This window comes from Halomonas sp. GFAJ-1 (genome assembly GCF_000236625.2).
Lineage (GTDB): Bacteria > Pseudomonadota > Gammaproteobacteria > Pseudomonadales > Halomonadaceae > Vreelandella.
The window spans coordinates 64,619-78,675 of record NZ_AHBC01000038.1; the positions used below are offsets into that span (position 1 = coordinate 64,619).

A 14,057-nucleotide genomic window follows, 5' to 3' on the forward strand; every position below is an offset into this window, starting at 1 on the left:
GCGCTTGATGCGCTGAACAGAACGCGTAACACTAAGCACCATTGAAGATTAATCGCATAAAGAGCAGAGGGCGCAACGTTGCCATCTGATGTCATCATTATTATTAAACAATGCCCAAGGGACGCTATGCTGCTTGCTGTGAATGCCCACGTTAAAGGGCGAAAAACACCCCAGGTTCGATGTATGTCGTACAAGCAGGAGGAGCGTGTGAATGGGCACCCGTGAAACAGACCAACAGCTTGTTGAGCGTGCCCAAAAAGGTGATACCCGCGCTTTTGATCTACTGGTGAAAAAATACCAGCACAAGATTATTGGTTTGATTGGACGTTATGTGCACGATCACTCAGAGGTGCAGGACGTCGCTCAAGAAGCGTTTATTAAAGCGTATCGGGCGCTTGGCAAGTTTCGTGCAGAAAGTGCGTTTTATACGTGGATGTACCGGATAGCGATAAATACAGCGAAAAATCACCTGGTCTCCCGGGGGCGGCGGCCGCCAGGGAGTGACTTGGATATTGTCGATGCCGAAATTGTCGATCAAAGCGGCCGCTTGGCAGATGCCGAGTCCCCTGAGGCGGCCATCTCGCGTGACCAGCTTGAGGCGGCTGTTTATGAAGCTATCGAGAAACTGCCGGAAGATTTGCGCACTGCTATCACGTTACGAGAGTTAGACGGTCTTGCCTACGAGGATATTGCTCAGATAATGCAGTGCCCGGTAGGTACTGTGCGTTCGCGTATTTTTCGCGCGCGTGAAGCGGTTGATGAGCATATTCGTCCGCTGGTCACTACGGCGCGTAACAGTCGCGAGGAGTAACGGTAGAGGCGTAATCGCTCTGGCAGGGCATTGTTTTTGATCAAAATCGCTAGTGCCCAGCCGTTGATAAATGGCGATATTATCTGGCTGTCACATTATCTTACGTTTTTTCTTTTTTTGTGAACTGTCTGGCAAGAGAAGCGTCATAGCCCTGAACAAGAGATTTGAAATAGGGACTTTGGACTAAGATTTTGCAAACAGTTTTGCAGTAGGGTCTTGGCCTATGGAGCGACCGACGTGTTCTGTATTGCTTGCAGAATAACTGCGGTGCTCCTTCTAACACAGTGTGAGGGTGTGAAGTATGAGTCAAAACACACGGGAATCGCTTTCGGCGTTAATGGATGGCGAAAGTGATGAGCTTGAGCTACGCCGAGTGTTGAAGTCGCTGCCTGATGACAGTGATGCGGCAGAGACATGGCGACGTTACCATTTAGCGCGCAGCATGATGCAGCGTGAGCGCGACGTGGACGTGAGTGTTGATCTCTCCGCAGGTATTATGGCGCGATTGCGTGACGAGCCAGCGCCATTGCTAGACGATGAGCAGAAGGGCACCCCAGCCAAAGCCAATGGTGTTTCATTTGCACGTGGAGCCGGTGTTGCCGCAGCTGTATCGTTAATGGTAATTACAGGCGTACAGTTTTTCGGCAGTAATGGCAGCACCTCTGGGCAAGGTACTGGCGACTTAGCAGCGACACCTGCTGTGGGCGCACAAGTACAGCCGGTTAGCCTAACATCCATGCAGCCCGCTACTATGTCTCAATCCGACATGCCAATGTTTGAACCCACACCGTTTCGTATTAACGGTCAGGGTGGGAGCGGGTTAATGAATGTCAGCGAGGCTGGCTTCTCTGCACCCTCCATGCCACAAAATGTGATGTCGCAGCAGGGCACGTCGATTGATATTGATCAAATTCGTTTGCTTCAGTCATACCTAGAGCAGCATGCTCAAGGTGCTGCTAGCGGCAATGCAGATAGCTGGATGCCTTTGATGCGCTCCTCATCTGTTACAGAGCCCCTTGGCCAGCGCTAACCGCTAAGCCGAGATGTGTAACGGATATGAGTAACGTAGGTAAGGGAATAGCTAATAGAGGTATGTCGGCATCTGCTTTTACCAAAAAAGGTATCCCTGTGAAAAAAGTGTTTGCGCTTAGTTTATGTGTGTTAAGTGCAAACTTTTTTTTAGTTCCAGCAGAAGCAAGCAGTCATGATGCGTCAGCTGCTTCTAGCGTTTGTGCTTCAACAGTCTCTCAAGGCACTCCTGAAAGTGTCGAGCAGTGGCTTGTGTACAGCAGGTACGCAAGCCACTGTTATTTATTTCAAGCAAGAGCCGTTTCTATAGATGCGCTGGGAGTGCGCACGCTAGCGCTATCCCACCGGATTCATGAAGGCGTTCGTCAGCAAGTGGTTCAACACCTTGATGGCCCCTCTGTTAGCGTTGAGCGCCGCTCACATGTTGGGCGGCTGGCATGGTTTGATGCCAGTGAGAGTGATTCACCGTCTACGCTTGAAGCCTGGGCCACACATATTGCAGATAACTACGCTATTACGCTTGAAAACGACGCCAGGGTAGCTGGGCGCTCAGCTGTTCAGCTAAACTTTTTGCCCCACGATGACGAGCGCTATCATCATGGGTGGTGGGTGGATCAAGAGACGGGTCTGTTATTAAAATCTGTATTAAGTGATTCTCAGGGCAGAGTACTTGAAACCTTTCAGATGACTCAGCTCCAATCCCCTGAACCCTACAGTGGTTCGATTAGTGGTGACAATGCCTACGCAATGCCTGATCCAGGCTGGCAGGTTACTTGGTTGCCCGAAGGGTTTGTGGCACAACCTATCGAAGGTGGTGCCAGGGAAACTGAGCATCGTTTTTTTAGTGACGGCTTAGCCTCTTTAAGTATATTTGCAGTCCCGGTAACGCAAACAGCGCTTGAACCGGGTATCCACACCCTTGGCGTGTCTACTGTGGCTGTTGAGTTTGCCACGATAGGCGAGCAGCGCTGGCAGTTGATAGGCATTGGCGAACTGCCGCCAGCACTGCTGCTTCGAATTGTACAATCTGTTGAGTTTGAATGAGCGCTCCGGTAACTACCTATGACTGACTCCTGCTCTGAATTGCTGCGCACTGGCACGGTGGTGGGGTATGTGCCGCGCCAAGGTATTACCGTTGATGTATCAGTGAGGGCAAGCTGCGAGCAGTGTGCCAAAGGTCGTGGATGTGGAATGGGGCTGATGGCTCGCCGTCAACAGCAGCAGCTTGTAGTGAAGCCCAGCTGCCCTCCTGAACAGTATGAGCAGCGCTACCCTTTAGGTGCTTCCGTTACGTTTAGCGTACCTAAAAACGACCTGACTGCAGTCGCGCTACTGGTTTATACCTTGCCGCTATTAATTGCATTGATACTGTCAGGCTCAGCTGCCTGGGCGGGAGCTTCAGAGTGGCAGAGTGCCGCTGTTTTTTTTGGGGCATTGATCAGTGGTACTGTTGCCCTTAAATATGGCATGAGCGGGCGTACGGAACGCTTTCGCCCTCGATTGGTCAGTTAATAGTCCTTGTAACTCACAGTGAGTTGCTTCCCCTTCGTATGGTGTTTGCTTGACTAGGAGCTGTTGCATGAAGCGCTTGGTTCTTCCCTCTACCCTGTGGCTATGCTTAGTTGCGCTACTTATGATGGGCCAAACTGCCCATGCGCAAAGCCTTCCAGACTTCACTGAGCTGGTTGAAGATGCAGCTCCTGGTGTTGTGAATATTTCCACTAGCCGAACCATCCAGCGCGGCGGTCCTGCCGGGCATGGGTTTGGTGGACAAGAACTTCCCGAAATATTTCGGCACTTCTTTGGTGACAGCTTTCCCATGCCGCCTGGGGGCAGCCAGGGCAGAAGCCAGGAGCGCCAATCCCTAGGGTCGGGCTTTGTGATTAGTGCAGATGGCTATGTGCTAACGAACGCGCATGTGGTGCAGGATGCCGATGAGATATTGGTACGCTTGAACGACCGTCGTGAGCTGACAGCCGAACTGATTGGCAGCGACAGCCAAACGGATGTCGCGCTGCTCAAAATCGATGCTAACAATCTTCCTGTGCTGAATTTGGGTGATTCAGACGAGCTTAGAGTTGGTGAATGGGTTGCCGCCATTGGCTCACCGTTTGGCTTCGACTACTCGGTCACTGCCGGTATTGTGAGCGCGATTAATCGTACGCTGCCGCGTGACGCGTACGTTCCCTTTATTCAAACTGATGTGGCGATTAACCCTGGTAACTCGGGCGGTCCACTGTTTAACCTCCAGGGCGAAGTAGTCGGGATCAACTCGCAAATATTTACCCGCAGCGGCGGTTTCATGGGGCTCTCTTTTGCTATCCCTATCAACGTTGCTATGGATGTGGCCGACCAACTGCGTGAAGATGGTCAGGTCAGTCGGGGCTGGCTGGGTGTGATGATTCAGCCCGTTTCCAGGGACTTAGCCGAATCTTTTGGCATGGATGAAGCGATTGGCGCGCTGATTGCCGACCTCGACCCTGAAGGCCCTGCGGCCCAAGGTGGCCTTCAGGCTGGCGATGTAGTGGTAGAAGTCAACGGTGAAGAAGTTGATCGTTCCAGCACCTTGCCGCGCTTAATTGGCCGTGTAGCACCAGGGCGGGAAGTAGAGCTTACGCTTATGCGCGATGGCGAGCAGGTGACTGAAACGGTTGAACTCGGCAACTGGCCGGATTCCGAAGCAGCTCAACGGCCGTCCGGCAGTAATGATCAAGTGCGTTTAGGGGTTTCGGTAGCAGAAATTGATGAAGCTACCCGCGAGCGTTTAAATATTAGCGGCGGTGTTGAGGTTCGTCAGGTTGAAGCCAATAGCGTGGCCGCCCAGGCTGGCCTACGCCCGGGCGATGTGTTGGTGAGTATCGATCATCGCAGTGTGTCCTCCGCTGATGAGCTGCTGCGCATCGTTGAAGAACTGCCCAGTGACCGTGCTATTCCGCTACGCCTATACCGCGATGGCCGCTCACTGTTTGTAGCTTTACGCCTAGAGTAACCCCTCTAATATCCTTCCAGTCCGGCGGTTCTCGCCGGACTGCTGTTCCTATCCCGCGCATATCGCTACAATAGCGCTTATCTTTTTGACGAACATTGGCAATTTGGTGGTGCGGGCAAATACTATGGCCTGCGCTCGTTGGCCAAATAGAGCCAATCACCACTTGCGCACCCATAAGGTAGAGCACACTCGATGTCTCAAGACGTTTCCAGCGGAAAGCTTAAGCATATTAGAAATTTCTCCATCATCGCCCATATCGATCATGGTAAGTCGACGCTATCAGATCGTTTGATTCAAACCTGCGAAGGTTTAACCGAGCGTGAACTCAAAGAGCAAGTGCTCGACTCCATGGACATTGAGCGCGAACGTGGGATTACCATTAAAGCTCAGTCGGTCACGCTAGATTACACCGCTGCCGATGGGCAGGTGTATCAGCTTAACTTTATCGATACGCCTGGCCACGTTGATTTTTCTTACGAGGTTTCTCGCTCGCTCTACGCTTGTGAAGGTGCATTGCTGGTGGTGGATGCTGCGCAGGGTGTAGAGGCTCAATCGGTCGCCAACTGCTATACCGCTATTGAGCAGGGACTTGAAGTCCTACCTGTACTAAACAAAATCGATTTACCCCAAGCGGACTGTGACAAGGTTGCCCAGGAGATCGAAGAAATTATCGGTCTTGATGCGACTGATGCCTGCCAAGTATCAGCTAAAAGCGGAATTGGTATCGATGCTCTGCTTGAACGGTTAGTTCGCGATATTCCACCACCGAAAGGCGACCCAAATGCGCCACTGCAAGCGCTGATTATCGACTCCTGGTTTGATAACTATTTGGGGGTTGTTTCGCTGGTTAGGTTATTTGATGGCACGCTGCGTAAAGGTGATAAGATCCGCATCAAATCGACAGGCCGCGACTGGGGTGCCACAGAAGTGGGTATCTTCACTCCTCAACGGAAGCAGACCGACATTTTACGTGCTGGCGAAGTAGGTTTTATTGTCGCCGGTATTAAAGAGATTCACGGGGCGCCGGTGGGTGACACTATTACCCATACCAAAACGCCCGACGTTCCACGCCTGCCAGGTTTCCAAAAAGTTAAGCCCCAGGTTTATGCAGGTATGTTCCCTGTCAGTGCAGATGATTACGAAGACTTTCGTGATGCACTTGAAAAACTCGCGCTTAACGATGCCTCGTTAGAATATGAGCCGGAAAACTCTGATGCTCTTGGCTTTGGCTTTCGCGTGGGCTTTCTTGGCACGCTGCACATGGAGATTATCCAGGAGCGGCTTGAACGTGAATATGATATTGACCTGCTTACCACCGCACCCACGGTTGTTTATGAATTAGCCATGAAAAATGGCGATGTGTGCTACATCTCCAACCCGTCTAAATTGCCTGATATGGCCGACGTGGACGAGATGCGTGAACCTATCGTGCGTGCCAGCATCCTGGTGCCTCAAGAGTACGTGGGTAACGTGATTGCGGAGTGTGAGCAGCGCCGTGGAACGCAGTTGGATATGCAATTCCTGGGTAATCAGATTCAGTTGACCTATGAGTTGCCGATGTCCGAAGTGGTCATGGACTTCTTTGACCGCTTGAAGTCGATTTCCCGTGGTTATGCATCGCTTGAATATAACTTCGAACGTTTTGAAGCAGCTAAGTTGGTTCGTCTGGACGTGTTAATTAACGGCGATAAAGTTGACGCGCTGGCCGTTATTATCCATCGCGACCATGCCCATAACCGTGGCCGTCTGCTAGTGGAGAAGATGAAAGAGCTTATTCCTCGGCAGATGTTCGATGTGGCTATTCAAGCGGCCATCGGCGGACAGGTCGTCGCTCGCTCAACGGTGAAAGCGCTTCGTAAAAACGTGACGGCCAAATGTTATGGCGGCGATGTAAGTCGTAAAAAGAAACTGCTTGAGAAACAGAAAGCCGGTAAGAAGCGAATGAAACAAGTGGGGCGCGTTGAAATTCCCCAGGATGCCTTCCTTGCTGTGCTCAAGGTTAACGACTAGGGAATCTAACCCCCCATGGATTTTTCATTACTACTGGTACTGGCTGTCGCAATTTCGGGCTTCGTCTACTTGCTGGATGTGCTTTGGCTTCGCCCTAAACGACGTCAACGCGTTGCCACTGCTGAAGCGGCAACTACTGATGGGCTGGATGCGCCCACCCGTGAAAAGCTGTTAAAAGAGCCCTGGCCGGTCGATTATTCGCGCTCTTTTTTCCCTGTGCTTTTGGTCGTCCTGGTGGTGCGCAGCTTTATTGTTGAGCCGTTTCAAATCCCCTCGGGATCGATGAAGCCTACCCTTGAGGTAGGTGATTTTATTCTTGTGAATAAATTCGCCTATGGGCTGCGTCTACCCGTAGTGCATAACCGCTTTTTCGAAGTGGATGACCCGGAGAGGGGCGATGTAATGGTATTTCGCTTCCCCGACGAGCCAGCCGTTAACTTCATTAAGCGAGTCGTCGGGCTGCCCGGCGACAGTGTCCGTTATGAGGGTAAGCAGCTATATATTAATGGTGAGCCGGTTGGCAAATCGCTGATTGAAGAGGGGCCTGAACGCTCGCCTCAGCAGCTACTGTTAGAAGAGCGTCTGGGTAGCGTTAGCCACTATATTTATAACAACCCCCGAGACCCTGGTCCGCAAATGCGCGAAGTTGTCGTGCCTGAAGGTCACTACTTCACCATGGGGGACAACCGAGACCACTCCAACGATAGCCGCTACTGGGGCTTTGTGCCGGAAGAGAACATCGTTGGGCGTGCCTTTGCAGTTTGGATGCATTGGGATGGCGGGCTACCCAGTTTCTCCAGCGTGCGTCGTATTGAGTGACGCTGTATATGTTGCAAACCGATTATGTTGCAAGCCGATAGTGTGGTTATCTTAGTTAACGTCAATGACGTAGGAGCACTGTGAGTAATCCCTTAACCGCTTTTTGCCGACGAATCGGCCATACCTTTGGCGACCACTCGCTTTTGGAACTGGCCATGACGCATCGTAGCTACGGTGGTCGTAACAATGAGCGCCTGGAATTTTTAGGTGACTCTATCGTCAACTTTGTGATTGCTGAAGCGCTGTTTCAACGATTTCCCCAGGCCAGAGAAGGGCAGCTGTCACGTTTGCGTGCCCGTCTGGTGAAGGGGCAAACCCTGGCGGAGTTAGCTCGCGAGATGGCCTTTGGCGAGTGCTTGCGGCTTGGCTCTGGCGAAATGAAAAGCGGTGGCCACCGCCGCGAGTCCATTCTAGCGGATGCCGTTGAGGCCGTGATTGGGGCGATCTATCTTGATGCGGGTATGGATACGGTTCGCGAGCGTGTGATGGCTTGGTACGCTGAGCGCCTAGAGAGTATCTCATTGCAAGACACCCAGAAAGATCCTAAAACACGCTTACAAGAGTTCTTGCAGTCGCGCCAAGCGGCGCTGCCGCGCTATGAAGTGGTCTCTGTAAAGGGAGAGGCGCATGCCCAGACCTTTACCGTGGAGTGCTACATTGATTTGTTGAGCGAGCATACCACGGGTAAAGGCCCTAGCCGCCGCCATGCGGAACAGCAGGCAGCTGAAGAAGCCCTTTCCCACCTTGAAAAAAATCCTGGAGATAAATCATGAGCCAAACCTGCGGATTCGTGGCCATCGTTGGTCGGCCTAACGTAGGCAAATCAACCCTCATGAATCGAATTCTAGGGCAAAAGATCTCTATTACCTCGCGGCGGCCGCAAACCACTCGCCACCAGGTAATGGGGATTAAAACGGTTGATGAGACCCAGTTTATTTATGTGGATACGCCGGGCATGCACATCATGTCCAAAGACCGTAATAAAGCCATTAATCGCTTTATGAACCAAGCGGCCACCCAGGCGCTGCGCGATGTCGACTGTGTGGTGTTTATTATCGACCGCACCCGCTGGACCGAGGAAGACCAGGCGGTATTGAAGCGCTTAGAGCACGTGAAGGCGCCGGTCATTTTGGCGGTTAATAAAGTGGATCGTCTCACTGATAAAAGCGATCTACTGCCTTGGCTGGCTGAAGTGGGCGCCCGCCGTGAGTTTGCGGCAGTGGTACCCATTTCCGCCAAGCATGGTACCCAGGTAGACACGCTAGAAGAAGAAGTGGCCAAGCATCTGCCGGAAAGTATTCACTTTTTCCCCGAAGACCAAATCACCGATAAGAGCCTGCGCTTTATGGCAGCCGAGCTGGTGCGTGAAAAAGTGATGCGCCAGTTGGGTGATGAGCTGCCGTACCAGATGACCGTGGAGATTGAAGAGTTCCGCGAGACCGAGCGAGTTACCCACATCAGCGCGCTGATACTCGTTGAGCGCCAGGGGCAAAAAGTGATTCTGATTGGCGAAAACGGTGATCGAATCAAGAGCATTGGCCGCGAAGCGCGTTTGGATATGGAGCGAGCGCTAGGTACCAAGGTAATGCTTAACCTGTGGGTGAAAGTGAAGCGCGGCTGGTCGGATGACGAGCGCGCACTGAAAAGCTTGGGTTACGACCTCGATTGAGTGCTGCAATGTCGGCGGAGCCCGCGTTTTTACTGCACCGCAGGGCTTACCGTGAAACCAGTGCGCTGGTGGATCTTTTAACGCTTAATCACGGGCGTATCCGCGCTGTTGCCCACGGAGGGCAGCGGCCCGGCTCTAAATCTCGCCAGCGTCTGCAGCCGTTTACGCCGCTATTCGTGGCTTGGCGGGGTGAGCAGGAGCTTAAACGGTTAACCCTGATGGAGTCCCGTGGGCAAACAGCGCTGCTAGCAGGCGAAGGGCTGCTTTGCGGCCTCTATGCCAATGAGATTGCGACACGGCTACTCCCCCTGGAGTTAAGCGCCCAAGAAGTCTTTGCCTACTACAGTGCTTTGTTAGAAGCGCTGCCTACGCCCGCCGAGCGTGCCCTTGGTTTGCGTAGGTTTGAGTGGTCGCTGCTTGAGGTTTTAGAGGCGACGCCGCGTTTTTGTTCGCCGGAAGGTCATCCGCTGGACCCACAAACCCGCTACCGCTTTGATGCGTTAAGCCGTGCTTTTCAACCTGCTGAGAAGGGGATTGAAGGTCGCACACTGCGTTATATTGAGCAGGGCGATTGGCAGTCAACAGGGTTAGCCAGCGCTTTAAAAGCGGTAATGCGGGCAGCGCTTGCGCCTCATTTGGGTGCAACTGCACTGCGCTCAAGAGAGCTGATGCTCGATCTAGCCCGCCGTCGACAGCGTTAAACACTCCTTTTTAGGCGCTACTTTTTAAGCACTACTTTTTAGGCACTACTCAGTTAGCGAATATCAGCTGCACATTATTGGAGACATGGTATGCACCCCCCGAGGATTTTATTGGGCGTTAACATTGATCACATTGCGACGCTGCGCCAAGCGCGTGGCACTCGCTACCCAGACCCCGTACAGGCAGCACTTCTCGCCGAAGAGGCAGGGGCTGACGGTATTACGGTGCATCTACGTGAAGACCGGCGCCACATACAGCCCAGGGATGTGCGTTTATTGGCTGAAATGCTCAATACGCGTATGAACTTGGAGATGGCCGTCACCGAAGAGATGCTTCAGCTGGCAGAAGAGATACGCCCCGCGCATGTATGTCTGGTGCCCGAAAAGCGCGAAGAACTCACTACCGAAGGTGGCTTGGACGTAGTCGGCGGGTTTGATCTGATTGCCAACGCCTGTAAGCGCCTTAAGGCGGCTGGCTGCGATGTCTCTCTCTTTATTGACCCCGATGAGGCGCAGATTGATGCCGCCGTTCGCGCCGGTGTACCTACCATTGAACTGCATACAGGTGCCTATGCAGAAGCACAGCCAGGCAGTGAAACGGCTAATGCTGAATATGAGCGCCTAAGTAATGCGGCGATTCACGCGGTGTCTTCAGGCTTAGTGGTAAACGCCGGTCATGGTCTGCACTACCACAACGTTGAAGCTATTTCGGCATTACTCGGTCTTAACGAGTTGAACATTGGTCACGCGATTATTGCTAGAGCACTGTTTGTAGGGCTAAAAGAGGCCGTGCAAGAGATGAAGCGCTTAATCATCGCAGGCCAAGAAGCAGGTTTAATGGCGGCGTTAGATGCCCATGAGCACGAACACGAGCATGACCATCAGCACAGCGGCTGTTGTGGGCATTGATCTATGAGCATGGGTGTTAATCAGTGATTGTGGGTATTGGTTCTGATATTGCGCGGGTAGAACGCTTTGCTCGCGCTATCCAGCGACATGGGCCACGTTTTGCAGCGCGTATTCTAGGGTCTCAAGAGCAATCCGTTTGGCGTCAAAAAGGTGAGCCGGAGGCCTACCTAGCTAAGCGTTTCGCTGCTAAAGAGGCCTTCGTAAAAGCCCTTGGACTTGGTTTGCGCAGCGGTATGCAGTGGAGTGATATCCAAGTCGTCAATGACGCATTAGGTAAGCCAAGCTTCGTACTGACCGGCGAAGCACAGCGCCTGTTTCAAGCCAGCGGCGCGACTACCGCTCATGTAACCCTTAGCGATGAGGCGGACTACGCGGTGGCTTTTGTGATTCTCGAAGCCTAGGGCCTAACCAAGGTATCGCGCTGGGCCTGGAGTCGCTCCATGGCGTTGTATAGCTCATTAAGTAAGCCTTCAGCGTTATTTAAACCGCTGGTGCGCAAGCGCGTCTCTAAGCTTTCCACCAGCAAGGCTAGCTCTGGGGCACCACAGTAGCGGCTGGCGCCGTTTAAGCCGTGCACCCAGTCTAACAGCGTCGTTAAGTCGTGCGCTTCGTAGGCACTGCGCATCTTCTGCTGGCTCTCCGCCAGACTATCGACTAAACGTTTTAACTGCTCTCTAGCTAGATGCTCTTTACCCCCTGCTAAGCGTGTGCCTAGCACTAAGTCAATAACGGGTAGCTTGTCGGGTGCAGGCGGCAACGCCTGGGCAGCACTCGGCTCAATGTGGGTTTTCTGTGCCAGCGGTGCAACGCCTAAAAAGCGTTGCAAGAGTTGCTGAAGCTGCGCTTCGTCCACCGGCTTGATCAGTACATCGTCTAACCCCTCTGTTAGCCACTGTTGTCGCTCGCTGCCAAGCGCATGGGCCGTAACCGCAATAATCGGGCAGCGCGCCCAGCTATTATTGATACGGCGGAGCGCTTTGGTGGTTTGAACGCCATCCATCCCTGGCATGCGAATATCCATGAGTACTAAATCAGCGGTTTCCTGGCGAGCATACTCAAGCGCTTCCTGGCCGCTTGCGGCGAGCGCGATCTTAATATGCTCATTCTCCAGCATGGCTTTTAACAGCTCACGATTAGGGGTGTTGTCATCCACGATAAGAATGTTTAGCAACGATGAAGGCAGCGTGCGTACCGTCGTTGGGGAGTTAATCTGTACTGGTTGGCTGGGTTGTAACAGTTGCTTAATGGTGGTGACCAACTGTGCGCGGGTAAAGGGCTTACACAACATCTCACCGCCGTTTGGCAGCACCCATTGAGGTAAATCCAAACTGGAGGTGTTGGCCAGTATCAACGTCGGGCAAAGCGTTTCGGCAATGACAGATTGCCAGTAGTTTTTGCGATCGCCTGCAAAGTCTTCGGCTTCTAGCCCTAAAATGATTAGCTCTTCATTTCCGGCTTCAATAAATGTCACTGGATTGGCTCCCCATCGCTCTAGCAGGTGTTCAAGCACATGGCGAGTAGCGAGGTGGGGTTCGTGGATTCGTATGGTGGGGTTTGCCAAGGCTATTTCGGGCGGCCGTTCGTCGGCTAAATGCGCCAGCAAAGGAAGCGTAAAAGAGAACGTAGCACCGTGGCCAAGCTCACTGTTGACGCTAATTGTTCCCCCCATGCGCTCAATCAGCTGCCGACAGATGGTTAAGCCCAAGCCGCTGCCACCAAATTGGCGCGAGTGACTAGGCTCAGCCTGCGAAAACGCGCTAAATAACTGCTTTTGCTGCTCATCGCTTAACCCAATGCCTGTATCGCTGACGCTAATATTCAGCACCACATGCCGGCCTTCCAGAGTGTCTAGCATCACCCGAACAATGACTTCTCCTTTTGTGGTGAATTTTAAAGCATTGCTGATAAGGTTGCTGAGCACCTGATGAATACGTAGTGGGTCGCCGCACAGCGGCGTAGGCACATCATCGTAAACCATCGCGACCAGATGGAGCCGTTTCCGCTGGGCTTCCGGAGCGTAGAGACCAACGACTTCATCGACCAGCGCGACAACATCCACCTCAACCTCTTCTAAGGTAAGCCGGTCGGCTTCCAGCTTGGAAAAATCGAGCACATCATTAACCAGCATAAGCAAGTTATCGCACGCCCGGTGAACGTGCTCTAGCCACTCCTGTTGGCGGGCATCCAGCGTTGAACGGCCGAGTAAACGACAAAAGCCGATAATGCCATTGAGCGGCGTGCGAATTTCATGGCTCATGTTGGCTAAAAATTCCGATTTCACCGCGTTGGCGCGCAGGGCGCTGCGGTGAGCAAGGTCGAGCTTGATATTTTGTTCTTCAATGGTCTCCATGGACTCTTGAAGCTCACTGGTAGCCTGCTCGATTTGGTTCTGCATATCCTGCTGCGCCTGCTGTAAGTGCTCAGCTAGGCTATTAATATGCCCGGTGAGCTGTTTAAGCTCGCGGGGATTTGCCTCCGACAAATACAGTCGATAATCCCCTCGAGATAAACGGTAAAGCGCTTGGTTGGCTTCTTCAATGGGGCGGGTGGTATAGCGGCTGATAGCATAGGCGATCAAAAAAAGCAGTAAGCCCAGCAGCATGCCGCCTAAACTGAAACTGGCGATTTTTTTATAGCGCTCTAACGTAAGCGCTCGCGTTTCCATTTCGGCCTCTAACCAGCCAGTGCCCGAGCGGCGTGTGTGATCACTAGAGTGCGCGGTGAGTGGCACCTGCAGTCGCCAGACCTCCTCTTCCTGAGTCACAGATGTGGCATCAGGCGCATGGAGGCGTGGGGGCGGGGGCATAGAGCGGCCAAGCACTAAGAGACGATTACCTTGTTCATCAAACAGCGTAACGGCGCGAAAACCACGGTGCTCTAGGAGCTGTCTGGCAATATCCTCAAGGCGTTGGAGGTCGCCATCGATCATTGCACTGCCCAAGCTCGGGGCAGTCAGTTCGCCAGCGCTAACCAGGCGCTCTTTGAGTACCTTACGGCCAGTCAGGTCGCTCTGTACCACCAGCAAGATGGCCATGAAGGCGTAGACCAGCAGAGGAAAACCCAGTAGGGCAAACAGCAGGCGCGTGTTCAAAGACATGTAAGAAGCTCGTTGATTCAATG

13 protein-coding genes are annotated in these 14,057 nt (G+C 52.8%); 12 read left to right on the forward strand and 1 reads right to left on the reverse strand.

Features of this window, described 5'->3' with window-relative positions; translation table 11 throughout:
- The first annotated feature begins 211 nt into the window (after positions 1-211).
- From rpoE to acpS, 12 genes are all read left to right on the forward strand, one after another.
- Positions 212-811: an RNA polymerase sigma factor RpoE gene (gene rpoE, locus MOY_RS10230; RefSeq protein WP_009099375.1), complete on the forward strand. Its 600-nt coding sequence runs from the start codon at positions 212-214 to the stop codon at positions 809-811.
- Between the two features lie 301 nt (positions 812-1,112).
- Positions 1,113-1,841 carry a sigma-E factor negative regulatory protein gene (locus MOY_RS10235; protein ID WP_009099376.1) on the forward strand — a complete coding sequence of 243 codons (729 nt, stop codon included), beginning with the start codon at positions 1,113-1,115 and terminating at the stop codon, positions 1,839-1,841.
- A 62-nt stretch (positions 1,842-1,903) separates the two neighbouring features.
- Positions 1,904-2,884 carry a MucB/RseB C-terminal domain-containing protein gene (locus MOY_RS10240; protein WP_009099378.1) on the forward strand — a complete coding sequence of 327 codons (981 nt, stop codon included), beginning with the start codon at positions 1,904-1,906 and terminating at the stop codon, positions 2,882-2,884.
- An 18-nt stretch (positions 2,885-2,902) separates the two neighbouring features.
- Entirely contained in the window at positions 2,903-3,352 is a 450-nt protein-coding gene (locus MOY_RS10245; RefSeq protein WP_009099380.1) for a SoxR reducing system RseC family protein, read from the forward strand.
- Between the two features lie 67 nt (positions 3,353-3,419).
- On the forward strand, positions 3,420-4,829 hold the full coding sequence (locus MOY_RS10250; RefSeq protein ID WP_009099382.1) for a DegQ family serine endoprotease: 1,410 nt from the start codon (positions 3,420-3,422) through the stop codon (positions 4,827-4,829).
- Positions 4,830-5,021: 192 nt separating this feature from the next.
- Positions 5,022-6,839 (forward strand): translation elongation factor 4, encoded by a 1,818-nt coding sequence (gene lepA, locus MOY_RS10255; protein WP_009099385.1) that lies wholly within the window; start codon positions 5,022-5,024, stop codon positions 6,837-6,839.
- Positions 6,840-6,854: 15 nt separating this feature from the next.
- Positions 6,855-7,658, forward strand: a complete 804-nt coding sequence (lepB, locus tag MOY_RS10260) for a signal peptidase I (protein WP_009099388.1) — start codon at positions 6,855-6,857, stop codon at positions 7,656-7,658.
- Positions 7,659-7,738: 80 nt separating this feature from the next.
- Positions 7,739-8,431, forward strand: a complete 693-nt coding sequence (gene rnc, locus MOY_RS10265) for a ribonuclease III (protein WP_009099391.1) — start codon at positions 7,739-7,741, stop codon at positions 8,429-8,431.
- A complete protein-coding gene (era, locus tag MOY_RS10270) occupies positions 8,428-9,327 on the forward strand; it encodes a GTPase Era (RefSeq protein WP_009099393.1) in 900 nt (299 codons plus the stop codon). Before rnc ends, era begins: the two co-directional genes overlap by 4 nt.
- An 8-nt stretch (positions 9,328-9,335) precedes the next feature.
- The gene (recO, locus tag MOY_RS10275) at positions 9,336-10,028 is read left to right on the forward strand and encodes a DNA repair protein RecO (RefSeq protein ID WP_009099395.1); all 693 of its coding nucleotides are present in this window, start codon (positions 9,336-9,338) and stop codon (positions 10,026-10,028) included.
- A 90-nt stretch (positions 10,029-10,118) separates the two neighbouring features.
- Complete coding sequence (pdxJ, locus tag MOY_RS10280; protein WP_009099397.1) at positions 10,119-10,937, forward strand: pyridoxine 5'-phosphate synthase; 819 nt, start codon at positions 10,119-10,121, stop codon at positions 10,935-10,937.
- 23 nt (positions 10,938-10,960) lie between these two features.
- A complete protein-coding gene (gene acpS, locus MOY_RS10285) occupies positions 10,961-11,338 on the forward strand; it encodes a holo-ACP synthase (RefSeq protein ID WP_009099399.1) in 378 nt (125 codons plus the stop codon).
- Here the strand turns inward: acpS and MOY_RS10290 are convergent.
- A complete protein-coding gene (locus MOY_RS10290; RefSeq protein WP_009099401.1) occupies positions 11,335-14,034 on the reverse strand; it encodes an ATP-binding protein in 2,700 nt (899 codons plus the stop codon). The two genes, acpS and MOY_RS10290, sit on opposite strands and share 4 nt — an antisense overlap.
- Positions 14,035-14,057 lie beyond the last annotated feature (23 nt).